We start from the raw sequence: 23,753 nt of genomic DNA, 5'->3' as shown, positions 1-23,753 counted from the left end.
ATCGATGTAACCATGCTGGACGTTGAGTGAAAACCTCCCCGGCTGCAAGCAGCCGGGCTACGAAAACACCAGGCATCTCCAACGTAGCCCGGTTGCTTGCAACCGGGAGCATCGATGTAGAAATTAAAAACCTGAATGATGCTGTAGAAAGGCAATTTCCTCTTTCGTTGAGTCGAGGTTTAATATTGTATTGCGATGAGGAAAACGGCCGAAACGCTTAATAATTTCTGCATGCTGTTGGGCATAAGAACGTTGTTCTTCCAATCCTGGCTCAGAAAATAGTTCTAATGATATATCCTGAATCGCAGGGGACTCACTATGCATAAACGGCATATATAAAAATGTGCGATGTGATACGGTCATCTGCTGATTAAACTTGCGGCGAATTGCTTCCTGGGCCAGCACCAAAGCCATACCATCGAAGGCGAAGCTTAATGGAGATTTACGATAAAGATGACGAGAAAATTGATCAAGAATTATTACCTCAGCCAGGCAACCACACGCGGTATGTCGCCATGAAAATAACTCCCCAGCGGCTGCTTGCTGATGGATCTTTAAAAATTGGTTCTTGATTGTTTCATCAAGCTTCGCATCTTTTTTCCACCATTGCTCTGGTGTTAGCTCCTTAAACCAGAAATTAAGAATAGTGTTAAAATCCATAGATTTTCCATTAACCTTGAATAATTCTATTATAGTAAACCGCTTCATTACGCTATACTTTGCTGATAAAGCACCGCGTCATCAAGTTTTGCCCCCCATTTAGATCATTACGGATTGTTTTTTACTGTGGGATTCTTAAGGACTATAATTATAGTATGAAAGATAGCAGGAGAATTGTAATGAAATGGACTCTGGGCGTTTTATTATTACTATCCCTAGCCCCGATAAGCTTTGCATTTCAACCGAATAGCACAAGTCCACAGAATCCTAGCTATCTTTACTACCCTCATTTACAAAAAGGTCATGAATTGAGTCCATTCAACCGACCTCCGCAAAATAATGTCATCACGGGAAATGACAAATCAACAACACGCTTTGATCAAAGTGGCTATATGGATACCACCCCTGTTGATGATACAGGCACTGAGAAGGATGTTTCTCATAAGCTACAACCTAATTGGATTATTCCTTCTCACCATGTTCCTAATCCTCAGCCTAAATACATGCCACATCCCTGATTAACGCTTTAGGTTGCATAAGGACTATCTCCAATATGGCGTCGATTATCGCGCTGCTCCTTATCAGCAGCTTTAATTTCGGCCATTTTTTCTTCCGAGAAATGGAACATATTATACCAGCGCTGCCCATATACAGTCTGAACTGTTTTTGAATTTGCAAATTCTACGCCCTTGGCAATATTCACCTTTTCTGCAGGGTATTTAGCATTATTTTGAGGTTCATATTGAATGTAAAGCTCATCGTTGTGTGGCGGTTTTTTAAAATAGATAGTAATGGATTCAAGGCTGGGTTTTTTTAACTCAATCGTCATGGAAGGAATGTTTCTTTTTTTACACCGCAGGCATTCCTTAATGATATCCTGTAAACAAATAATCTGTGTTCCTTGATGATGAATCAACACATCTTTCTTTCCTTCAGGTAGTTCTTTTTTCCCTTCAAAATTCCACCCGTCAGGAAGAGCAATATAGACAAACGCCATAAACACCTCTATTTATACAAATTAAAGTCACATCGTATTATACAAATACATTAGAGGGCAATGCTATTTCGTTTTTTTAGTACTCATTGATTGTTCAAGCTATATATAATAAAGCGATGACTTGTAAGCCCAATAGATAATGAGTATAGTCTTCCACCAGCTTAGGAGTATTTTCATGGTTAATTTGGAAACATCAATGATAAATCAGGCAAGGCAAGCCTTGACACATGCCTATGCTCCCTATTCAAACTTTAGAGTGGCATCCTGTGTTTGTAGTGAAGATGGAAGCTTATATACGGGTGTTAATGTGGAAAATGCCTCATATGGTTTATCAATTTGTGCCGAAACGGCTGCGATTTGCCACATGATTACAGCGGGACAACAAAAAATTAAAAGCATGGTAGTGCTCAATGGTGAAAATACCCCTTGTCCCCCTTGCGGGGCTTGCCGCCAGCGAATTATAGAGTTTTCAGAACCGAACACCGCAATTCATCTATGCAATGACCAAGCAATTATAAAAACATTAACAATTGCTGAGCTCTTGCCCGAAGCATTTAAACTTAAGCCTTAACAGGACAGGATTAACTGTATGACAAAAACAACCCTTACATCGGCTCATTTAGCTGCAAAACAAATACAAGAGCAGCTTCCCAATTTTAAACCCACCTTGGGTATTGTTTTAGGCTCAGGCTTAGGCAGCTTTGCAGACCAACTGGAAGATGCCATCTCTATCAGCTATGAACAATTACCAGGATTCCCTAAGCTCACGGTGCATGGCCATGGGGGCAATGTAGTTTTAGGCTACTTATCGGGTGTTGGCGTGGTTTGCTTGCAAGGTCGCGCTCACACTTACGAAGGCATTGATTATGAAGTCGTTAAAACTTACGTTAGAACATTAAAATTGCTTGGCTGTCATTATTTTTTTGCGACAAATGCCTCAGGATCGCTACGAGAAGATGTAGGGCCTGGTGAATTAATGCTTATTACTGATCATATTAATATGCAACCAGGAAACCCTTTGGTAGGACCTAATGACGATGAATTTGGCCCTCGTTTTTTCCCTCTAGATAATGCCTATGATAAAGAAATGCGCGATAAATTATTGCAAATCGCCCATAAAGAGGACATATCTCTTAATCAAGGCGTTTATGTGTCTGTATTGGGCCCTAATTATGAAACAGCAGCTGAAATCAGAGCATTTCGCATACTAGGTGCTGATGCAGTAGGTATGTCTACGGTACCTGAAGTACTGGTTGCCAATCATTGCGGCATGAAAGTCGCTGTTATTGCTACCATCACCAATTATGCAACCGGGCTTGCTTGTACGAGCCACAGCCACGAAGCAGTGGTATTGATGGCATCAAAAGCTGCAGAAAAGTTAAATCGTTTGGTGAAGCAATTTATTGCGAGCCTGGCGTGAATTTAGAAGCTGACTTTTTAATTGCTGTGGGCGAAATTAATGAAAATGCCAAGGATATTGAAACCCTTAAGGCAGAAGCGGTTTCATTAATTGATTTGACGCTACTCAATGAAAATGCCTCTTCCGAAGCATTAGATGCGTTAATGAAAAAGGCAAACCTTTATCATGTTGCGGCCATTTGTGTCTTGCCGCAACATGTCAAAGCGATGACAGAACTGACTGGCGTTAAATTGGCAACTGTAGTCAATTTTCCAACAGGGAACCACTCTCTAGCAGAAACGCTCTCCGAAACCAACCAATTACTCAGTAATTATCCCATTCAGGAAATTGATTATGTTTTTCCGTATCAAAATTATCTTCAAGGTAGAGAGCAAGAAGCGTTAACGCATTGTCAACAAGTCTATACACTTTGTGAACAACAAAAAATTACATTGAAGGTGATTTTAGAAACAAGCGCTTTTCCAACATTAGAATCAATTTATGATGTCAGTTGCAAACTGATTGATAATGGTTGTAATTTCATAAAAACGTCAACCGGTAAAACCAAACAAGGTGCCACCCCCTCTGCTACTTTTGCAATTTTAAAAGCAATCGAGGCAAGCGATATCCATTGCGGTTTGAAAGTTTCAGGAGGCATTAAACAGCCTGCTCAAGCCTTTACTTACATGTGTCTTGCTGAGCATGTTCTTAAAAGTAATGTGAATAAAGCCTGGTTTCGTATTGGCGCTAGTAGTTTACTGGATGAATTAGTAAATCCTCCTGCCCACTAATACCACGAATGAATTTTTTCAGATATCGCTGAAGCACGAGATCTGTAATTACTACAGTGATAGCAGCAAATTTTTTACAATCCAGTATATTCATTCCTATGCTTTCATTGAAACTTATGAGCACAACGCAACTATTTTTGCAGATCTGATGTTACAGATAGATACTGAGGCATTAATTAGTCAAGTAGCTGAAGAAATAAAGTCTCTTTATGAAAAATCAGACAACCGTTTAAAATTGCCAAATGCGAAAGAATTGATGATGATGCAACTATTCGACAAACCTGATTACTTAGAGTATTTAGAATCTGAACAGAGCAAAGAATCTGAAATTAAAGATTCTCATGAGACATCAAGAGCGCACTTTATATAATTAATTATATAATCGCCTACTTAACATACATGGGCTCAGGCTGATCAAAATTATATATCACTCCAAAACCAACTTGTGCAGTATTAGGTCTTATTTTTGTGTGTTTTGTAACTGTTCCAAAGGGTTCAAACACACTACTTTTTACACTCTGATAAGTAATTTGGCTATAGTCCATCATGAAAGTGAAGCGTGATGTTAATGCATGCCTTATTCCTAAACCATAACGAATGCCGCTACGATTTTTAGTTATGCTTTGAATGGTTGGATCAGATTCAACAATTTTTAACCGACCATTTGCATAGCCGATTCGCCCATAAAATACAGTTGTATCAGCCAAAAAGTAACCGGGCAATAAGCCAATACCTTCGCTATGGCGAATGTTAAAATACGTTTTGGAAAAGCTTTGATGGAGATACTCGTCATTGGTTAATTGATATTCAACAGAACTGATATTTCCATTAACCTCACCGGCCAAATAAAATTGCTTGTGACGCCAAGCGTAACCACCAAAAAGAGAACCAAATACACCCAAACCCGAAAAATGGTTTCTATCGACGACACTAAATGTGTTGGGTCTTGTTACATAAGCGGATTGGGTAAAACTCGCTCCCTCAGGTCCAACACTAGCACCCAAATAGAATCCTGCAAAGCAGGGAGTGGCTGCTAATATAAGAGTTAGTCCACCAACAGTTGTCTTCCTTAACATTATAATCCTTGGTATACAGGGCAAATCATACTTTACCAATCCCGATCTTTTAAATGAGCTCCGCCCCTTCCCTCACATGGTTAGGGTCAGGATGACGGTAAATTTGCGCAAGAAAAGGGTGGTATTAAATTTAATTAAAATGGTATGATCTTGCTCTTCGGGGGGTATATTCAAGGTATTGATTGTATTTAAAAAAACCGACATGTGCAATAGGAAAATGAGCTAACCAAAGAATTAATTCCACATAGCCCCCATAAGGCCTAGCCACATCGTTAATCCATACCAATTATTACTGGTAAAAGCATTTAAACAATTCACGGGTTCGCGTTTACTGATAAGTCTCTGTTGATAGGCCAAATTTAATGCAGCATAGATCCAGCAACCCCAAAAAAAAGAAGAGTTTAATGTGATGACGAGGGGAAGCCATAAAAGATGTAATGATATTTGCAGCAAGGCAATCACCAGTTTGTCATAGGATGCAAACAAGATGGCTGTCGATTTAACGCCAATACGCAAATCATCGTCTCTATCAACCATGGCATATTCTGTGTCATAAGTTACCACCCACATAAAATTAATGAATAATAATAGCATCATGGTTTTATCTAGATTGTGATCTAAAGCAGCATAAGCCATGGGTATTCCCATTGAAAAAGCAATTCCTAGAATTAATTGCGGGCTTTGAATAAATCGCTTGCAAAAAGGGTACAACAGGGTGACAACGACGGCGAGCAAAGCATAATAAAAACACTGCCTTGGTAATTGTAGCAAAACGAACAACGCCAGCAATAATAACAGGAACAGCAGACCAAAAGCCTCCATTAAAGTAACGTGGCCTGCAGTCAATGGTCTTGTTTTTGTGCGCTCTACATGCAAATCAACATGCCTGTCAGCAATATCATTAATCACGCAACCAGCTGATCGCATACATACCGTGCCTAATAAAAATAAAAGTATTAAAAGCGATGGAGGCTTTCCTTCACTGGCTAGCCAAAGTGCCCAGGCTGTCGGCCACCACAAGAGTAATATACCGATTGGCTTGTGAAGACGCAGTAGGCGAAAATAATGGCGCAATCTCATTTTTTTATCCTTAGAAGTTCAGGTAACAGAATTTCCACAAGGTAAAAAAAAGTACTTTGAGGCAATGCAAATTTGGATAATCTAACCCACAAAGAATGCCGTTCTCGTAAATGATGCGGCAACCAATAATATTCCAGTGAAGTGCTATCAATTGAATAGTGAACTATTCGCTCACGCTGTATTTCGGGAGTATCAAAAATTATAACGCCTAATGACTCCTCTTTTAATCGTATAAACAACGAAGTATTTACCTCATAACAATCATGAGGGATTATAGTTCTCGCATACCAGCACGCATTGTTTTGCGATGTCATTATAATTTCTCTGTGCATGACTGGATTGATATTTAACCCCAGAACATATTTATCCCACCAACTGCAATCTTTCCATTCTTGTTTAAGGATACTCAGAACAGCCTCTCCTCTTTCTTTTTTTAATTTATCGGTTAAAGAAAGTTGATGAGTAAGCCAGGGTAATAACCTTTCTGGAGGATTTACAGTTTGATCGGGCATAATTGAGCAATAACAGCAAAAATTTTGCGAATTATACCATATCTCCTCGTCGATAATACTTGGGGGGGTTACAGGCGCTTAAAATCAGTTCCTGGCTGCGAATCCTGGAATGCTTTATCGCGACGCTCCTCGCAATGACGTCAAGTCAAGATTTGCTGCAGTTTTAATCATTCCACAAATTATCCTCACTCCTGCCTCGAACAACGTGAAAGAAAGAGATTTTCCTTTTAAGTTTGATTGCACTACGAACAAAGGTTTAAACTGGCGTCATTGCGAGGAGCGTCGCGACGAAGCAATCCAGGATTCGCAGTAGGGAGCTAGAGTTAACCTATTAAATTAAAAAATATATGTTTTTTTTCTTGTTAGCTGACAGACTTATTAACACGCCCAAAACGATTAATAATCAACTTTGTATGTTTTGTATCAGCAGTAAGAAGATCAAAATGACCACTTGTTGCAGCATGTTTTAAGTTGCTAGAAAATAAGAGATAGGAATTTGACAAAAAACCTCTCCATTTTATCTGCAAGCCGGGCTTCTGCCATTGCCATTGGTGTAATAATTTATCATCTGATTGATACTTATGTTGCTCATTATCAATAAAAAGAATCATCCCTTTTGACCAGTCGTCAGAATCTGCTAAGGGCGTTAAAGCTAAGCGGACCCCATGCAGTAGTGCCATTTTTCTTGCATAACGGATTGCATCACTTATTTCATCTTCTATTACTTTAAGTTGATTTTGTTGAATAATGGTAAAATATGAAGGGACAATCATAAAAAATAAAAGGCAAACAAGCGCTAGACAGCAGACTAATTCTAGTAAAGTTATCCCCTGTATTGGTTTCACACTGATTTTTCCGTTAGAAATTTTTTAACTGTCAAAAGATCAACATAAGCCTTTTTTTTGTCGAAAGGATTACGCAAGAGATAAGCGGGATGATAGCTCACTAAAAAAGGAATGTTATTATAAGAGTGGAATTTTTGCCGAAGTTGGTTAAGAGGCGCAATTTTATTTGCTAAAAACTGACCAGAAAAACGCCCCAAGGCAAGTAATAAGAGAGGATTTACTAATTGAATCTGCTCTGCCAGATAACCACTGCAATGAACAATTTCTTCCGGCTTCGGATCTCGATTATCAGGGGGTCTACATTTCAAAACGTTTGCTATATAAACATCCTGTTCAGTTAACCCAACGCTTTTTAACATTTGATTTAATAACATGCCCGCTTTGCCAACAAATGGTAATCCTTGTTTATCCTCATAGAAACCAGGAGCTTCTCCAATAATCATTAATTTGGCAAGTGGATTACCTCGAGCAAACACCGTTTGAGTGCGTGTGTTGTGAAGAACACAACGCGAACAGGAGGCTACCTCGTTTGCCAATTGGGATAAATTTTTCTCGCAAGAAGATTTTTTTTCTCGCGAAACCCAAACATCTATCCCCATAGCTTGCAAGTAATATTGATGTAGTGCATGTGACATAAATTGGAAAAATTAATTGGTGAACACGTAATTATGGCAAATTAAGTTAGAATTGCGAAGAATTATTCCGATTGCATCGCTTTTTTTCCATGGAGAAAGGCCGTAATTCGGCGCGACACTCTAAACGGAGACATCGAAGCGCTATAAGCTAGAATTTTATTAACTACACCAGGAATAATAAATAATTTACCACGCTGTAATCCTTGATAAGCTAATTTTGCTACTTTTTCTGCTGCCATCACCCCCAAAACACCTCTGGCAAGAAAACTTTCCTCCATACCCGCGTCATGGAAAAAATTGGTTTGTGTAGGGCCTGGACAAAGAATGGAAATAGTAACACCTGAATCTTTTAGCTCATAGGCCAACGCTTCCGATAAGGAATTCACATAGGCTTTGGATGCATAGTAAGCAGCCATATAGGGACCAGGCTGAAAAGCTGCTGTCGAAGAAACCTGAAGTATCTTGCCCTTACCTAGTTGAGCAAATTTTTTAGCAAAATAACGCGTCAACTCACTCACTGTGACCATATTAAGTTGCAACATTTGATTTAACACTTGCGGGTCCATGGATATAAAATCGCCTAAGTAACCCACACCTGCATTATTTACCAGACAATCTATAAAATAATTTTTCTTTTCAAGCGATTCAATTAATTTAAAAGCACTATCACTCTGACTCAAATCTAAAGAAATAATATCGACTTCAACAGAATAAGCTTCTTTAATTTGAGAGGCCAATTGTTCTAAAAGAATCTTATCACGAGCGCAAAGTACCAAATTATGTGCATTCTTTGCAAACTCAAACGCCAAGGCATGACCTATCCCCTTCGAAGAACCAGTGATTAGCGTAGTCATTTTCCTCTCCATCCTTCAAGGTATCTTTTATTATTATAGTTTCTAAAGGTTCTTCCCCTTTCATTAAAGAGGAGCATAATTCAACAGCATCATTCCATTTCTGTTGATGAAATAACTTTAAAATCCTGTGGCTTTGTCGATTCAATAAATCCCATCTACTGTAAAAGGAAGAATGTTGTAGCCTCTCTGGATCAAGATTTTGCAGCGACGACATAAAAAAACTCAGCTTATCTACCAATTGATCAACTTTTTCCAAATGAGCCGCACTTAAAATTTGAATAAAAATGAATAAAAGCACATGTGTTTCTCCTTTAATTTCTTTCAAATATTGTAAACCGCCCAGTGGCTTGTGAAGAGAAAGGGAGTGTCTGGCGAGTTTGAATAACTTTAAATCATGTGCATTGGTCAGGAGGCTATAAGGCAATTTATGAAAAATAGGGTAAATTGCTGCAAACAATTGCATATTTTTGGTAACCCATTGTCTTTCAAAAATAGTTCCTGATAATTTCAACGGCGATTGATTGTCATAAGTTACAGGCGCGACTTCTATTTGTTTTGCAGGAAAATAATTGTTCCGTAACTGTTGTATTTTTTGCTCGCCCATCCCTTCTTTCTGGGCTTCTACCGCTAGCTTTTCAAACCATTCCGCATGACCTCTATAACAAGAAAAATAAAGTAACTCTTCTATTGATTCGAATGTGGAGTAAATAAGTTCATCATTCTTTGCCGTATTTCGATTTGTGAATCTATAGCGCGCATCAATATAGTTTTTTGCCGCTTGGTAACCATTCCCAACCAAAGTTGTTTGTTCATTTTTATCCAGATCAAATTGTGTGGATGACACATTTCCTACCGGAATAAGAACAACCTGGTTACTATGTTGCAATAGCTTTAAGCGGTCTCGCTCCCACCCACTCACCGGGTCTTTTACACCGGTAAAAAGCCCATACAGCCAGTTCCAAAAGAAATTTTCACGATAAACCCTATCAACCAGCTTATCTAATAAACTTCGCTCATAGCCATTATCAAATTGGAAGGCGACCATGCTTAGACAATTCCCATGTTCTGATTCCAACAAGGTAGATAAATCACCCATAAACACTTCTGTCGGAAAATTGTTTAAGATTCCTCCATCTTTATGCGTCTCACCTTCAACAATTGTCGGTTTAAAGACAACAGGAAAACTGGCTGAAGTTTTTACAGCTTCACTTACTTCCATCCATGGGGTACTTGCATAGGAAAAATAGCGAGTTTTTCTGCTTCTTACATTAGTGGCAGTAACAATTAATTTCTCACCCAAACCACAATCCGGGTAATGCTCTTTAAGAAGATGAAGAGACTCGAAAGTAATCTTTCCATGTTTAATAATTTTTTCATTGAGAAATCTTCGACCCTCAGCAGTTTTATCAATTTCATATTTACGAATGATTTCATCAACCCGTTTGGTAACCATATAATCAAGGGCAGCCTTCATAGCCCGCGCATCTGAAAGCCCTGAGCTATCAATCTCATAATGAATTAAATTATCTTGCTTAAACCATTGAAAAAAATTCAAAATATCATCAGAAGAATATCCCAGATAACATAGGGCCGCCATAATTGCACCTGCTGAACTTCCTGCATACTTACTGGGCTTAAGTCCAACCTCTTCAAATGCCTTTAGTGCACCCACATGGGCAAAAATTTTTGCTCCTCCCCCACAAAACACCATGCTGTCTAAATCGGGGCGTTTCTCTGTTACAAAAATTTTTCCATCACTGTCGCGTTTAAACACTTGGACATCATTTTCAGTAAACAATAACCGATATTTCTTACTTCCCGAACATATCTCCGTCATTTCAATGTCTTGAGATACCTCCTTAAATAGCGATTGAAACCAATCCCATAACCGCTTATACCATGCTTTTTTTCTAATTAATCGCTGAGTTTCCCGGTATTCGAACATCGCTTGTATTCTTTTAGCTTCTGATACCACACCAATTGAGAAGGGATGTGGTTGAGAAATGGCTGAATCCAAATCATAAGACTCCAAATCAGTAGCCATTAATTTCTTTACCATGTCGTCAGTTAACAGTAAACGCTTACAATTTCGTAGTGGTTTACTCTGGTTATCATGGCATTGATGGTATTTCGTTGCCGTTTCTTCGAGAAAAAGTTGATTTAAACTAACTAGCAAGCCATGGGAATCCTGACAGATCTCTATCCCTGACAGAAGGCAATCTGAATTATCTTCAGAAGCTAAGTCCCAGTGATAAGATTTTTTACGATGAAATAAGAAGTTAATTATTCGTCCCCATTTACTAAGACCAACTTCAGCGGTATAGCCTCGATAATTATTCGTAGCAACACCACTTAATAAAGCTTCACTCGCTTCACTACGGTGCGGCTTTAGAAACCACTTGAGAAATTTTTCGCGAGTAGGCTCGCTCATCCGAGTAAAATCAATAATGAGGCGCTCATCATCCAATAGATAATCACAAAGGGTATATTTTTTATCTGGGGATAAACCATTGATACGAAACCAACCCAGATGAACAGTAAGCAAAAGTTTTTTTAATAAAAGAATATTCGGATACAGCACTATATCCTGACGCAACAATGCACTTAATGCTTCCTCTCGTGACATAGCTTATTCCTTTAGTTGCGAGTTACCTACACGACAATCCTGTGCTCGTGAAAATGGATAATATAGCTATATACAATTTTAAAACGACTAATCCTAAGTACCGCTACTGCTTGTCAGCAGTATCTAAACTATTACTCTGAATACCTCCGGCAAGTTCTGAATTTTCTAAACACGCTGAAAACCCACTCCGCTCTACTTTTCGACGTCCCGTGGCTTGTCCGCGGGATCCAAGATGCTGTGCGCTAAAACACTGGACCCCGCGGACAAGCCGCCGGGCGTCGGCAAAGATGTGAGCAAGAGACAGAGACAAGTCGCAGGGCGTAGCCAAAGATAGGAGCAAGAGACAAGGACAGGCCGAGACACGTATCTTTTTGAATAAGTCATTTAAAAATTAAGTCCTTTTATTTTTTGTTAAATTATTTAACTACTTTTATAATTAACATAAATCCATGAGTAAATAAATACCAATATTGGATTGGTTCCAGAATAGAAGCACCCGGTGTTATATCAGAATTATTTTTATGGCTTAAGCTCATGCTTGAAATGAGAGCACGTAGCGATACTAAAGATTGATAGAAGTATTTATAGCGTTGACAATTTTCACAGGGTCAGATGAACCGGTAATCGGACGCCCCACCACTAAATAGTCACTACCAAGAGCAATAGCTTGCGAAGGTGTTACTGTTCGACTTTGATCATCTTTTTTACTATCAGGCAATCGAATTCCAGGGGTAACTGTAAGAAACGAATTCCCACAAGTTTCCTTTATAACCGCTACCTCATGGGCTGAGCACACTACACCGTCCAATTCAGCTTGATAAGCTAACCTCGCCAATTTCTGCACTTGGCCTTCTAAAGAATGATCTATCCCAATTTGCGATAGATCACTCGGATTAATGCTGGTTAAAATAGTTACCGCGATCAATAAAGGACGTTTTGAACCATAACTGGTTAAGGCTTCTCTAGCTGCTTGCATCATTGCTAATCCGCCAGAAGCATGAACATTAATCATCCATACACCAAGTTCAGCGCAGGCTTTACAAGCTCTAGCAACAGTACTTGGAATATCATGAAATTTTAAATCCAGAAAAATTTTAAATTCTTTCTGGATTAATTGATGAATAAAATTTACACCGAATAAGGTAAACATTTCACTACCCACTTTTAAGGCACATTGAGTGGGGTTTAACTGATTAACCAGTGTTAATGCCTCTTCTTGTCGGTGAAAATCAAGAGCAATAATAAGTTTTGGATGCACCTATACTCCTGCAAGTTCAGTCGCTAAACACGATTCAACCGCATTAGCTACCCTCTGTTGTTCCTCTAAACTCATATAGGGATGCATAGGTAAACTGACAACATGCTTACTGGCTCGTTCGGCATGTGGGAAATCACCCAATTTATACCCCAAATAAGCTAGCGCCTCTTGTTGATGCATGGCAACAGGATAATGTACAGCAGTAGGGATACCAAGTTCCTGTATTTTTTTCTGAAATTCATTGCGATTAGGAACTTCAATCGTATATTGAGCAAAAACACTCGTATTTCCTGGCATAATAGAAGGCGTATTGACGATCCCTGATAGCAATTGTTCATAGCGCTCTGCTACTCTCTGCCGCATAACAATCTCGTCTGGGAACAATTTCATTTTTTCGAGTAAAATGGCTGCTTGAATCGTATCCATACGTCCGTTTATACCTATCCTGCGGTGGCAATATCTAGCATTCTGGCCGTGGATGCGGATTTCAAGCATTCTTTCGGCCAAAATATCATCATCGGTGAAGCATGCACCAGAGTCACCATATCCCCCAAGAGGCTTGGAAGGGAAAAAGCTAGTACAACCAATGGTTGTTAGCGCACCAGAATAAACGCCATGATAAGTAGCACCAAAACTTTGCGCGGCATCTTCCACTACAGGTAGCCCATGCCGTTTGGCTACTGCATTGATGACGTGCATGTCAGCGCATTGCCCATACAGGCTCACCGGCATAATGGCTTTGGTTCTTGACGTAATTTTTGATTCTATTTGTGCAGGGTCAATATTATAAGTCAGGGGATCAATATCAACAAATACAGGTTTTGCCTGACAAAGCGCAATAACTTCAGCGGTGGCAAAAAAACTAAATGGACTCGTAATGACTTCATCACCGGGCTCTATTTCTAAAGCCATTAGGGCCATGAGTAATGCATCTGTTCCACTGGAATTAACAATAGCATGCTTAACACCTAAAAACTTTGCCAGATGCTCTTCTAATTTTACGATTTCGGGTCCCATGATGTACTGGCCATGCTCCAAGACAGCCTGGATACCCTGTAAAATATCACTTTCTATCAGTTTATATTGTTTTTTCAGATCAATAAATTGCATTTTTTTCTCAAAATTCGCTAAGAGGAAATTAATCCCCTTCCAGACCATGAACGGGCTTCATTCTACCCCACTGTTTACAGCTTGGGCAATGCCAATGTAAATGTTTTCCACCAAATCCACAATGGCCACAGCGATAAATTGGCTTATTATCCAGAAATTTGCTTGTAATATCATAGAGCATCTGCAATTTATCTTTAACCTTGCCATGTGCCGATTCAAGATGCCAAAAAATAAGACGATTCAATCCTCTAATGGAAGGATGAACGCTGAGTTTATCCGACACGAAGTCAATAGCAACATCTACTCCTTTCTCATGGCGTAAAAATTCAGCAATCACAAAAATAGTAGAAGCACGTGGGTGCTCAGTTAGTATATCTTGCAAATACGACACACACTCCTGCATTTCATTAAGTTCACGATAACAGGTTACTAAGGGCTGTATTATTTCACTAAGGAATTCAGGATCTTGTTGTGGAACGCGTCTTAATGAGCGAATAGCTTGCTTATACTTTCCTTGTTGCATGTCCAAAGAAGCTTGCATTAAACTTGCGCGAACACACATTTTATCTACCATTAAGGCCTGTTTTACAGCATGCTGTGCTTTTTCAACCAAATTATTTTTTAATGCTTGATTCGCAATTTCACAATAATAATGTGCAGCCTGGATATGCATACTCTGCCCTAATGACAGCTCAATTTTCTTAATGATGTCCAAGGCTTTTTCCCAGGCTTTTTCCTGCTGATAGATAGCAAGTAACCCTTGCAAGCTGCAAGTTTCATTACCGCCACCCATTTCAACAACCTCCAAAAAAATACGCTCAGCACGGTCAAATACTCCCGCACTCATATAGTCCTGGCCAAGAGCCATTAAAGCTTCTTTTCTTTCCCTTAAACTTAGTTGGGGTCGAGCAATTAGATTCTGATGAATTCGAATAGCTCTGTCTACTTCACCACGACGGCGAAACAAGCTTCCTAAAGCAAGATGAGTTTCAACAGTTTCACTATCCACTTCGAGAAGTTTGATAAAAACATCAACTGCTTTATCAGGTTGCTCATTTAACAAATAATTTAAACCAACAACATATTCACGAGATAATCGGTTATTAAGATCTGCTTCTTTGCCAGAATAATTACGGCTAGCAACCCACCAACCTGACCAAGCGGCAGCAGGTAACAATAATGGCCATAAATTAATCATCAAAGCTCTCCATTATTTTTCGTTTGTCCAAAGTTGATGGCGGTCATTTGCTAAACTATGCCGATAATATCGCAGTTCTCTAACTTACAAAAGATTAAACTGAATTACCAGAGCCCCTGTTGCTACTTCTACTTCCTTCCGGAAATTTGATTTCTATGCTTTGTCGTTTACACAATGGGGTAAAGTACCCGGTAGAGTATTGGCAAGCAAAGTTTTTAAATTCAACTGTGAAATGTCAACTGCGCTCCTTTCTCTACATAAGACGAAACTTGGAAATCGCGTCATTGCGAGCGCTAGTGAAGCAATCTAATACGAGCATTGAACAAAAAAAATCCGTCTGGATTGCTTTACTTTATTCGCAACGAGAACATTAATGTTGTCCTGTGCAAAGCCTAATGTTGATCCTGTAAGGGAATCGACCTTAAGTTTTTAATTTCTTTTTCTGTCATTTTGAATTGATTTTTTAATCGTAAATAATCTACTTTAAGCCGCCAATATCGATATAAAAACAAAACAAAACCAAGTAGCAAACCAATCCCAAGCATGATTGTCATCAAAACCGATATGGGCATTGTTACTTTGGTGAAATAAAAATTAACAGCGACTGAAGAAGCATTCAAAGCTGCGAACGATACCCCTAATAGAATTAACAGCAAATAAAATATCATCATAAACAAGCGCATTGCATTATCCCTACAATGAATGGTTTGCCAAATACCTAAGCGACTTTAATACTCTACCATTCTCAAAAAATTTAACAATACCACCAGCGTGTGCGACTTATTCCTAAAAATCAGGGAATTCAAACCGGTTTCTCCATTTTTAGGCCTTGTGACAAGCCGCTGTCTCTTGATTACATCTCTGCCAACGCCCCACGACTTATCCACGGGACGTCGGAAAGTAGAGCTGGACTGCATTTTCAAAGATGTATAGATTCAGAAACAAGTGGCACGGCATCACATTTCCAGTTTATTGTTGCTTAAAGGTAAAAAAAAAGCGTAGATAACTACGCTTTTTAGAGGGGTCGTTGGTATTTCAAGCTTCTTTGCGCCAAAAGCAACAACCCCTTAATCAAGACGAAAAATTATTCACCTTCTTTACTAGCCATTTTCTCTTTAAGCAAATCACCCAGTGTCGTTGAAGCTACGTCTCCACTACGTGAGTATTTTTTGATAGCTTCAGCTTGATCTTGAGCATCTTTCGCCTTAACAGAAAGTGCAATTGTACGGTTTTTCTTATCGATATTGATAATTTTTGCTTCAACCTCATCGCCTTCTTTAAAGAGGTTAGTTGCATCATCAACTCTTTCTTCAGAGAGTTCATTAGCACGAATAGTACCAACCACTTCTGGGGCGAGTTCGATAGTCACCGTCTTGGATTCAACGGCAGTTACCTTACCTTTAACAATAGCACCTTTGGCATTTTCTTCGACGTAGGTAGTGAATGCATCACCTTCCAACTGTTTAAGACCTAAAGAAATACGCTCACGTTCAGCGTCAATAGCCAGAATAACAGCTTCCAACTCTTGACCTTTCTTGAACTGTTTTACGGCTTCTTCGCCTGGGGTATTCCAGGAGATGTCAGACAAGTGAACCAAGCCATCGATGTCGCCATCAAGACCAATGAAGATTCCAAAGTCAGTGATTGAGCGAATTTTGCCTTTAACTTTTTGGCCTTTGCTGTGGGTTTGTGAAAACTGGTGCCAGGGATTGCCAACGCATTGTTTCATACCAAGGGATATGCGACGGCGTTCTTCATCAATTTCAAGCACCATAACATCAACCATGTCACCCATGGAGACGACTTTGCTTGGATGAACGTTCTTGTTAGTCCAATCCATCTCAGACATGTGAACCAAACCTTCCACACCCTCTTCAATTTCAACAAAGCAACCATAATCAGTAATGTTAGTCACTTTACCTTGAAGTTTTTTGCCGACAGGATAACGCTCAACCAAATCAACCCAAGGATCATTGCCTAATTGTTTCATGCCTAATGAAACACGGTTACGCTCACTATCAAAGCTCAATACTTTAACACGAACGTCCTGACCTACAGTGAGTACTTCACTTGGATGTTTAACGCGTTTCCAGGAAATATCCGTAATGTGTAACAAACCATCGATACCACCCAAGTCAATAAATGCACCATAATCAGTAAGGTTTTTGACAATACCGTTAAGTACTTGACCTTCATGTAATGATTCGAGAAGGGCTTGTCTATCAGCACTGCTTTCTTCTTCAACTACAGCACGACGTGAAACGACAATGTTATTACGCTTCAAGTCCATTTTAATGACTTTAAACTCTAATTCTTTACCTTCAAGATAGGAAGGATCGCGAACAGGTCTGACATCAACCAAAGAACCCGGCAAAAATGCACGAATTGAGCCGATTTCAACAGTGAAACCACCTTTCACTTTACCAGAAATTAATCCAGTAACTGTATCGTTGTTTTCATGGCACTTAGATAATTTACGCCATGCTTCTTGGCGTTTTGCTTTTTCTCTGGAGAGCAGTGTTTCACCATAGCCATCTTCTACAGAATCCAGGGCTACTTCGACAGTATCGCCTAAGTGAATTTCCAATTGACCATTTTTATCTTGAAATTCCTCAACAGCAACAATACCTTCTGACTTTAAACCGGCATTTAAGGTTACATAATCATCATCGATTCCGATGACTTTCGCTGTGATAATTGCTCCAGGATAAAACTGTGCGCCAACAATACTTTGCTCAAATAATTCTTTGAAACTTTCAGACATATTAATAAACTCTTTAGTAAAAAAATGAAAGAACGAGATCCTCTCGCCTTTCCCCCAAATTAGTTAGCGAAAAACAAGTGTTTCATCGACCAATTTTAATACATTATCGAACACTTGTACAATCGTTAATCCAGTCGTATCAATAAAAACCGCATCCTCTGCAGGTTTTAATGGCGCATGTACCCGAGATGTGTCCCTTGCATCCCGTTTAGCCAATTCATCAACAACTTCGGCGAGGCTAGCATCAATTCCCTTTTCTTTCAACTGTAAATAACGTCTAAATGCCCTTTCTTCGGGAGAAGCGTATAAATAAATCTTTAAAGCTGCATTTGGAAAAACCACTGTGCCCATATCACGGCCATCAGTTACCAAGCCTGGAGGCATTGCAAATGCTCTCTGTCGAGCAAGCAAAGCTTCCCTTACCTCAGGTAAAACAGCAATTTTAGAGGCATCCTGTCCACATTCCTCGCTTCTAATGTCATTAACAACATTTGTTCCATCCAAAAGAACTTGTGCATTTTGCTCGGGATCAGTTTCAAACTTTAAATTTAAATGATGGGCCAGTTCAACCAGTGCCTCTTGATTGCTAAAGGCTATATTTTTCCTTTTGGCGGCAAGGGCTAGTACCCGATAGATAGAACCACTATCCAAAACATGCCAATGCAGATGATTTGCTAACATATGGCATATGGTCCCTTTCCCTGTGCCACTGGGGCCATCCAACGTGATTACCGGTACATTATTATCTGACGACTTCATTATTAACTTTCCTTAATAGCCAAATTAATTTTATTGGCTGTTTGCACAAATGTTGGGAATGATGTGGCTACATTGGCACAATTTTTTATTGTAACCGGATTTTTTGCAACAGCACCTGCAATTGCAAATGCCATTGCAATACGATGGTCAGAGTAACTATTGACTTCGCCACCCTGCAGCTCACCACCGTTAATGTATAAACCATCTTCAAACGCCTGGCACTCAATCCCTAATTTTTGTAAGCCCTCAACCATCGCACCAATTCTGTCGCTTTCTTTGCAACGCAACTCTCTTGCCCCGTGTAATAATGTCTGTCCTTTTGCACAAGCCGCTGCAACGAAGATAATTGGGAATTCGTCAATAGCAATAGGAACCAATTCAGAAGGAATGTCAATGCCTTCGAGTAAAGCATGCTTAACACAAAGATCGGCTACTAATTCTTCACCACACAGCCGTTTATTGTTTAAACTGATATCTGCCCCCATACTGGTCAGAATTTGTATAATACCTGTCCTGGTAGGATTAATACCAACATTGCGTATCACGATTTCGGAACCGGGAGTAAGCGTTGCTGCCACCATGAAAAATGCAGCAGATGAGATATCTCCGGGAACAATAATATCTGTTCCCAGACATTCGCTTTCTGAGTTAATAATGATTGCGTCTTCGGCTTTTTGGATAGGATAAGAAAACGTCGTAAGCATTCTTTCAGTGTGATCACGAGTAAAACCGGGCTCAATGATTCTTGTTTCCCCTTCAGCATACATACCGGCCAATAATAAACAGGATTTTACCTGTGCGCTGGCTTCAGGCATTTCATAAGTAATACCATTCAGCTTATGGCCACCATGAATGTACAAAGGGGGTTTGCCATCGTTTGTTCTTATTTCTGCCCCCATTTGTGCCAATGGCCGGCTTACACGTTCCATTGGTCTTTTTAATAAACTGGCATCTCCTGTTAGCTCACTGTCAAAGTTTTGAGCGGCAAGAAGACCAGCGAGGAGCCGCATGGAAGTTCCAGAGTTCCCACAATCAATAACTCCAGCTGGCTTTTGTAAACCATGTTTACCAACACCTTGGATAACTACACGCTGCGCAACCGGTCCTTCTATTGCCACACCCATTGCTTGAAAAGCTTTTAACGTGGCTAAACAATCTTCACCATCAAGAAAACCACTGATAGTAGTTGTGCCTTTTGCAATAGCACCTAAAATAATGGCACGGTGAGAAATAGATTTATCACCGGGAACAGTTATATCACCTTGTAACGTGTTTACAGGGCTACTTAAAAAATCTACCGGTTTCATCGGTCATATTCCTTAGCAAAATCGTACATGAATTCGATAAGAGCAGTTACCCCTTCCATAGGCATCGCATTGTAAAGGCTGGCTCGCAACCCACCTACAGCACGATGTCCTTTCAAGGCCAACAAATTACGCTGTTTTGCCTGTTGCAGAAATAAAGTTTCGAGAGACGGAGTTTTTAAATTGAAACAAACATTCATCAACGATCGATACTCTGCCTCCACTTTACAATAATAAAAAGCAGATGAATCAATATAGCTATAAAGTTTAGCTGCTTTTTTACAATTTTCGGTATATAGCGCATTTATGCCTCCTTGCGCTTTAACCCATTGGAACATTTTCGCTGCCAAATAACAGTTAAATGTAGGGGGTGTAGCATAAATGGATTTTTCCGCAACATGAACACGATAATCTAGCATTGTAGGGATTGATTCTGTATTGATAGTATCAAGCCATTCTTTTTTTATAATAACTACCGTTAGACCAGCATTGGCAATATTCTTTTGGGCGCCAGCAAAAATTAAATCAAAGTCCTGAACAGCAATAGGTTCACTTAATAAACTTGAAGTCATATCCGCAACAAGTGGCAAGCCTGAGACAGCAGGTTTTTGTGCAAGACGCACCCCGTTGATGGTTTCATTAGAGGTGAAATACAAATAACTTGTATTTTCTTTAATTTGCCACTCTGAAACATCAGGGACTTTAACAAAGCCACTTTGCTCATCCGTTGCAACACAATAGGCTTTTTTTAATTTACAAGCTTCCTGAAAGGCTATCGAAGACCAAAGGCCAGTTACTAAATAACCTGCTTGCTGCCCATTTCCCAAAAAATTTAGCGGTATCATGCTAAACTGTGTACGTGCAGCTCCACCCAAAAACAGAACATGATAATTAGCCGGTATTACGAGAAGGTCACGTAAATCTTGCTCAGCCTGGGTCATTAAATTTATGAATTCGGGAGTTCTATGGCCAATTTCCATAATTGACATCCCGGTATTTTGCCAATTTAAGAGTTCTTGTTGTGTTTCTTTTAGAATTAGCTCAGGTAACATAGCAGGGCCTGCGCCAAAATTATAGGCCCTACTCATTATTGTCATCAGGCATTTCATCGGAAGAAAATGAATCGGGAGAATCCATTTCTTCAGGCAAATCAGACTCCTCGTTTTCATCACCAATATCTTCTATACGCTGCATACCAACCACATGTTCACCAGCGCTTACGTTAATAAGGCGAACACCTTGTGTATTACGTCCGATAATGGATAACTCAGCTACTCTAAAACGTACAAGGGTACCTTTATCAGTGATTAACATGGCTTCATCATTTTCTTCGACTTGTAAAGCACGAACGACTTTACCATTGCGTTCACTAACCTGGATAGAAATTACTCCCTGCCCACCCCGGCCAGAAACTCGATACTCTTCGATATTGGTGCGTTTGCCGTAGCCATTTTCGGTAGCCGTTAATATTGTACCTTGAGGTTTAGCAACAACTAATGAAATGACGGATTGATTTTCCTGTAAACGGATACCGCGAACGCCACGAGCGGTTCTACCCATTGGACGAACAAGATTTTCATCAAAACGCACCACTTTACCAGCATCGGTGAACAACATGATATCTTTGCTACCATCTGTAATATCAACACCTACAAGACGATCATTTTCATTCAAATCCACAGCAATTATACCCGTTGAGCGTGGGCGGCTAAATGCTTCAAGAGGTACTTTTTTCACAGTACCATGCTTCGTCGCCATGAAGACAAAATAACCTTCAGTATATTCTCGGACAGGCAACATGGCGTTAATGGATTCATCCTCTGCAAGAGGAAGGATATTCACAATCGGTTTGCCTCGAGAAATTCGACTGGCGAGTGGCAACTGATATGCTTTTAACCAATATAGTTTTCCGTAATCGGAAAAGCACAACAATGTATCGTGGGTACTGGCGATGACCAAACGTTCGACAAAATCTTCATCTTTAACGTTGGTAGCCGATTTGCCTTTGCCACCACGACGCTGAGCCTGATAAGCAGAAATAGGTTGGTATTTAACATAGCCTTGATGGGATAAGGTAACCACAACATTTTCCTCAGTAATGAGGTCTTCAATGGTTAAATCCTCCTGAGAGGCAATAATTTCTGTACGGCGGGCATCACCAAATTGCGATTTAACTTCCAATAACTCTTCGCGGATGACCTGCATAAGACGCTCTGGAGAGGCCAGGATATCCAGCAACTCTTTAATAACCTTTAGCAACTCCTCAAACTCATTGATAATTTTATCTTGTTCAAGGGCTGTCAAACGATGCAGCCTTAATTCAAGGATTGCTTGCGCTTGCTCAGTTGACAAACGATAACCATCATCCGTTAAACCATACTCACTACCTAATCCATCAGGACGTGAAGCATCGCTACCGGCATTTTTCAACATTGCCTTTACTAATCCAGGCTCCCATGTACGTGCTAACAACGCTTCTTTTGCATCTTGCGGTGTTGCTGACTTCTTGATTAACTCAATCATTTCGTCAATATTTGCTAGTGCAATACCCAAACCTTCTAAAGTATGTGCACGATTTCTTGCTTTTTTAAGTTCAAAAATCGTACGTCTGGTTACCACTTCACGTCGATGCTTAATAAAATGGTCTAGAACTTCCTTTAGATTTAAGGTACGGGGTTGTCCATCAACCAAAGCCACCATATTAATGCCGAATACATTTTGCATTTGAGTATGGGCGTAAAGATTATTCAGAATCACTTCTGGCACTTCACCGCGTTTTAGTTCGATTACAACGCGCATCCCTTGTTTATCCGACTCGTCCCGCAGCCCGGAAATACCCTCAATTCGTTTTTCTCGTACCAGATCTGCAATTTTTTCAACCAGGCGAGCTTTATTCACCTGGTAAGGTAATTCAGTAATAATGATTGCTTGACGTCCAGTTTGATTTTCCGTCTCAATCTCAGTTCGGGCACGGACATAAATTCGGCCACGACCGGTTCGATAGGCCTGAATAATGCCAGCTTTCCCATTAATGATGGCAGCGGTAGGAAAATCCGGGCCAGGGATATACTCCATTAAATCATCGATTGACAGATCAGGAGTGTCAACCAAAGCCACGCAAGCATTGAGAATTTCTGTCAAATTATGAGGTGGGATATTGGTTGCCATCCCAACTGCGATACCCGAAGACCCATTCACTAAGAGGTTAGGGATTCTTGCCGGTAAGACAACGGGAGCAAATTCGGTTTCATCATAGTTAGGACTGAAGTCAACCGTTTCTTTTTCCAGATCAGCAAGCAAAGAATGTGCTATTTTTGACATTCTCACTTCGGTATAACGCATAGCAGCCGCATAATCACCGTCAACGGATCCAAAGTTCCCTTGTCCATCAATCAGCATATAACGCATCGAAAAAGGTTGCGCCATACGAACAATCGTGTCGTACACGGCCGTATCCCCATGAGGATGGTATTTACCAATCACATCCCCCACCACGCGAGCTGATTTTTTATAAGGCTTATTCCAATCATTGCCTAATTCGCTCATGGCAAAAAGCACACGCCTGTGTACAGGTTTTAAACCGTCTCGAACATCTGGCAAGGCTCGACCCACAATGACACTCATCGCATAATCGAGGTAAGATTGTTTTAATTCGTCTTCAATATTGACGGGTATGATCTCTTTGGCTAAATAAACCATGCTAGGACGTATCCTTATGCGTTATTTGCAAATAAATTAGGTTAGAATGATAGCACACAGGGCGCTTCAATTGAATCAATATCCTAAATTTGGCGGTGATTTAAAACCAAGCTTTTTTAAATTTAGGGTTTATTCCCAATAAGTATGGACATCCCGTGGCCAGAAAACAGTATTTTAATCACCACT

Annotated in this window: 23 protein-coding genes; 5 read left to right on the top strand and 18 right to left on the bottom strand. The window is 39.9% G+C overall.

The features are described from left to right. Positions 1 to 123 precede the first annotated feature (123 nt). Positions 124 to 660 carry a DUF924 family protein gene (locus Ljam_RS03105; protein ID WP_058448669.1) on the bottom strand — a complete coding sequence of 179 codons (537 nt, stop codon included), beginning with the start codon at positions 658 to 660 and terminating at the stop codon, positions 124 to 126. Between the two features lie 179 nt (positions 661 to 839). Between Ljam_RS03105 and Ljam_RS03100 the strand changes: the two genes are divergently transcribed. Continuing rightward, the gene (locus tag Ljam_RS03100; protein WP_058448668.1) at positions 840 to 1,178 is read left to right on the top strand and encodes a hypothetical protein; all 339 of its coding nucleotides are present in this window, start codon (positions 840 to 842) and stop codon (positions 1,176 to 1,178) included. 8 nt (positions 1,179 to 1,186) lie between these two features. Here the strand turns inward: Ljam_RS03100 and Ljam_RS03095 are convergent, their stop codons facing one another. Then, positions 1,187 to 1,657, bottom strand: coding sequence for a hypothetical protein (locus tag Ljam_RS03095; RefSeq protein ID WP_058448667.1), 471 nt, complete (start codon positions 1,655 to 1,657; stop codon positions 1,187 to 1,189). Between the two features lie 175 nt (positions 1,658 to 1,832). On the opposite strand from Ljam_RS03095, the gene cdd reads away from it, so the two are divergent. From cdd to Ljam_RS03075, 4 genes are all read left to right on the top strand, one after another. Continuing rightward, entirely contained in the window at positions 1,833 to 2,228 is a 396-nt protein-coding gene (gene cdd / locus Ljam_RS03090) for a cytidine deaminase (protein ID WP_058448666.1), read from the top strand. A gap of 18 nt (positions 2,229 to 2,246) precedes the next feature. Beyond that, entirely contained in the window at positions 2,247 to 3,077 is an 831-nt protein-coding gene (locus tag Ljam_RS03085) for a purine-nucleoside phosphorylase (RefSeq protein ID WP_058448665.1), read from the top strand. Continuing rightward, the gene (gene deoC / locus Ljam_RS03080) at positions 3,074 to 3,847 is read left to right on the top strand and encodes a deoxyribose-phosphate aldolase (RefSeq protein ID WP_058448664.1); all 774 of its coding nucleotides are present in this window, start codon (positions 3,074 to 3,076) and stop codon (positions 3,845 to 3,847) included. The genes Ljam_RS03085 and deoC overlap by 4 nt, the downstream gene beginning before the upstream one ends. 148 nt (positions 3,848 to 3,995) lie before the next feature. After that, positions 3,996 to 4,217: a hypothetical protein gene (locus tag Ljam_RS03075; protein ID WP_058448663.1), complete on the top strand. Its 222-nt coding sequence runs from the start codon at positions 3,996 to 3,998 to the stop codon at positions 4,215 to 4,217. Positions 4,218 to 4,233: 16 nt separating this feature from the next. Here the strand turns inward: Ljam_RS03075 and Ljam_RS03070 are convergent, their stop codons facing one another. The 16 genes from Ljam_RS03070 to gyrA form a co-directional block, all read right to left on the bottom strand. Continuing rightward, entirely contained in the window at positions 4,234 to 4,923 is a 690-nt protein-coding gene (locus Ljam_RS03070) for an outer membrane protein (RefSeq protein ID WP_058448662.1), read from the bottom strand. Positions 4,924 to 5,157: 234 nt separating this feature from the next. Then, positions 5,158 to 6,003, bottom strand: coding sequence for a 4-hydroxybenzoate octaprenyltransferase (gene ubiA / locus Ljam_RS03065; RefSeq protein WP_074881657.1), 846 nt, complete (start codon positions 6,001 to 6,003; stop codon positions 5,158 to 5,160). Then, entirely contained in the window at positions 6,000 to 6,515 is a 516-nt protein-coding gene (locus Ljam_RS03060; protein ID WP_058448661.1) for a chorismate--pyruvate lyase family protein, read from the bottom strand. Before Ljam_RS03060 ends, ubiA begins: the two co-directional genes overlap by 4 nt. A 362-nt stretch (positions 6,516 to 6,877) precedes the next feature. Next, positions 6,878 to 7,360 (bottom strand): GspH/FimT family pseudopilin, encoded by a 483-nt coding sequence (locus Ljam_RS03050; RefSeq protein WP_058448659.1) that lies wholly within the window; start codon positions 7,358 to 7,360, stop codon positions 6,878 to 6,880. Next, a complete protein-coding gene (locus Ljam_RS03045) occupies positions 7,357 to 7,995 on the bottom strand; it encodes a uracil-DNA glycosylase (RefSeq protein WP_058448658.1) in 639 nt (212 codons plus the stop codon). Before Ljam_RS03045 ends, Ljam_RS03050 begins: the two co-directional genes overlap by 4 nt. A gap of 62 nt (positions 7,996 to 8,057) precedes the next feature. Further along, complete coding sequence (locus tag Ljam_RS03040; protein ID WP_058448657.1) at positions 8,058 to 8,849, bottom strand: SDR family NAD(P)-dependent oxidoreductase; 792 nt, start codon at positions 8,847 to 8,849, stop codon at positions 8,058 to 8,060. Further along, positions 8,794 to 11,475, bottom strand: coding sequence for a Dot/Icm T4SS effector VpdC (gene vpdC, locus Ljam_RS03035; RefSeq protein ID WP_058448656.1), 2,682 nt, complete (start codon positions 11,473 to 11,475; stop codon positions 8,794 to 8,796). The genes Ljam_RS03040 and vpdC overlap by 56 nt, the downstream gene beginning before the upstream one ends. Positions 11,476 to 12,037: 562 nt before the next feature. Then, positions 12,038 to 12,733, bottom strand: coding sequence for an orotidine-5'-phosphate decarboxylase (gene pyrF / locus Ljam_RS03030; protein WP_058448655.1), 696 nt, complete (start codon positions 12,731 to 12,733; stop codon positions 12,038 to 12,040). Next, a complete protein-coding gene (locus tag Ljam_RS03025; RefSeq protein ID WP_058448681.1) occupies positions 12,734 to 13,843 on the bottom strand; it encodes a DegT/DnrJ/EryC1/StrS family aminotransferase in 1,110 nt (369 codons plus the stop codon). It lies immediately after the preceding gene. A 28-nt stretch (positions 13,844 to 13,871) separates the two neighbouring features. Further along, complete coding sequence (gene lapB, locus Ljam_RS03020) at positions 13,872 to 15,041, bottom strand: lipopolysaccharide assembly protein LapB (RefSeq protein WP_058448654.1); 1,170 nt, start codon at positions 15,039 to 15,041, stop codon at positions 13,872 to 13,874. A 392-nt stretch (positions 15,042 to 15,433) separates the two neighbouring features. Next, entirely contained in the window at positions 15,434 to 15,724 is a 291-nt protein-coding gene (locus tag Ljam_RS03015) for a lipopolysaccharide assembly protein LapA domain-containing protein (protein ID WP_058448653.1), read from the bottom strand. A gap of 401 nt (positions 15,725 to 16,125) precedes the next feature. Further along, positions 16,126 to 17,805, bottom strand: coding sequence for a 30S ribosomal protein S1 (gene rpsA / locus Ljam_RS03010; RefSeq protein WP_058448652.1), 1,680 nt, complete (start codon positions 17,803 to 17,805; stop codon positions 16,126 to 16,128). A gap of 63 nt (positions 17,806 to 17,868) precedes the next feature. Beyond that, positions 17,869 to 18,564 (bottom strand): (d)CMP kinase, encoded by a 696-nt coding sequence (gene cmk, locus Ljam_RS03005; protein WP_058448651.1) that lies wholly within the window; start codon positions 18,562 to 18,564, stop codon positions 17,869 to 17,871. A 2-nt stretch (positions 18,565 to 18,566) separates the two neighbouring features. Next, complete coding sequence (gene aroA, locus Ljam_RS03000) at positions 18,567 to 19,871, bottom strand: 3-phosphoshikimate 1-carboxyvinyltransferase (RefSeq protein WP_058448650.1); 1,305 nt, start codon at positions 19,869 to 19,871, stop codon at positions 18,567 to 18,569. After that, positions 19,868 to 20,956 (bottom strand): 3-phosphoserine/phosphohydroxythreonine transaminase, encoded by a 1,089-nt coding sequence (gene serC, locus Ljam_RS02995; protein WP_420795599.1) that lies wholly within the window; start codon positions 20,954 to 20,956, stop codon positions 19,868 to 19,870. The genes aroA and serC overlap by 4 nt, the downstream gene beginning before the upstream one ends. Next, on the bottom strand, positions 20,949 to 23,567 hold the full coding sequence (gene gyrA / locus Ljam_RS02990) for a DNA gyrase subunit A (RefSeq protein ID WP_058448649.1): 2,619 nt from the start codon (positions 23,565 to 23,567) through the stop codon (positions 20,949 to 20,951). The genes serC and gyrA overlap by 8 nt, the downstream gene beginning before the upstream one ends. Positions 23,568 to 23,753 lie beyond the last annotated feature (186 nt).

The organism is Legionella jamestowniensis (assembly GCF_001467745.1).
In the GTDB taxonomy this organism is placed as follows: domain Bacteria; phylum Pseudomonadota; class Gammaproteobacteria; order Legionellales; family Legionellaceae; genus Tatlockia; species Tatlockia jamestowniensis.
The sequence above is the reverse complement of the archived record's forward strand: the minus strand, read 5'-3'. Positions and strand labels throughout refer to the sequence as shown.

Bases quoted from the DNA above. Each gene is read 5' to 3' on its own strand.
- Ljam_RS03100 (WP_058448668.1), top strand. From the start codon at position 840: ATGAAATGGACTCTGGGCGTTTTATTATTACTATCCCTAGCCCCGATA.
- Ljam_RS03105 (WP_058448669.1), bottom strand. From the start codon at position 660: ATGGATTTTAACACTATTCTTAATTTCTGGTTTAAGGAGCTAACACCA.
- ubiA (WP_074881657.1), bottom strand. From the start codon at position 6,003: ATGAGATTGCGCCATTATTTTCGCCTACTGCGTCTTCACAAGCCAATC.
- Ljam_RS03070 (WP_058448662.1), bottom strand. From the start codon at position 4,923: ATGTTAAGGAAGACAACTGTTGGTGGACTAACTCTTATATTAGCAGCC.
- Ljam_RS03075 (WP_058448663.1), top strand. From the start codon at position 3,996: ATGTTACAGATAGATACTGAGGCATTAATTAGTCAAGTAGCTGAAGAA.
- lapB (WP_058448654.1), bottom strand. From the start codon at position 15,041: ATGATTAATTTATGGCCATTATTGTTACCTGCTGCCGCTTGGTCAGGT.
- Ljam_RS03085 (WP_058448665.1), top strand. From the start codon at position 2,247: ATGACAAAAACAACCCTTACATCGGCTCATTTAGCTGCAAAACAAATA.
- Ljam_RS03015 (WP_058448653.1), bottom strand. From the start codon at position 15,724: ATGCGCTTGTTTATGATGATATTTTATTTGCTGTTAATTCTATTAGGG.
- aroA (WP_058448650.1), bottom strand. From the start codon at position 19,871: ATGAAACCGGTAGATTTTTTAAGTAGCCCTGTAAACACGTTACAAGGT.
- cdd (WP_058448666.1), top strand. From the start codon at position 1,833: ATGGTTAATTTGGAAACATCAATGATAAATCAGGCAAGGCAAGCCTTG.
- Ljam_RS03060 (WP_058448661.1), bottom strand. From the start codon at position 6,515: ATGCCCGATCAAACTGTAAATCCTCCAGAAAGGTTATTACCCTGGCTT.
- Ljam_RS03025 (WP_058448681.1), bottom strand. From the start codon at position 13,843: ATGCAATTTATTGATCTGAAAAAACAATATAAACTGATAGAAAGTGAT.
- vpdC (WP_058448656.1), bottom strand. From the start codon at position 11,475: ATGTCACGAGAGGAAGCATTAAGTGCATTGTTGCGTCAGGATATAGTG.
- gyrA (WP_058448649.1), bottom strand. From the start codon at position 23,567: ATGGTTTATTTAGCCAAAGAGATCATACCCGTCAATATTGAAGACGAA.
- cmk (WP_058448651.1), bottom strand. From the start codon at position 18,564: ATGAAGTCGTCAGATAATAATGTACCGGTAATCACGTTGGATGGCCCC.
- Ljam_RS03095 (WP_058448667.1), bottom strand. From the start codon at position 1,657: ATGGCGTTTGTCTATATTGCTCTTCCTGACGGGTGGAATTTTGAAGGG.
- serC (WP_420795599.1), bottom strand. From the start codon at position 20,956: ATGAGTAGGGCCTATAATTTTGGCGCAGGCCCTGCTATGTTACCTGAG.
- rpsA (WP_058448652.1), bottom strand. From the start codon at position 17,805: ATGTCTGAAAGTTTCAAAGAATTATTTGAGCAAAGTATTGTTGGCGCA.
- Ljam_RS03045 (WP_058448658.1), bottom strand. From the start codon at position 7,995: ATGTCACATGCACTACATCAATATTACTTGCAAGCTATGGGGATAGAT.
- Ljam_RS03040 (WP_058448657.1), bottom strand. From the start codon at position 8,849: ATGACTACGCTAATCACTGGTTCTTCGAAGGGGATAGGTCATGCCTTG.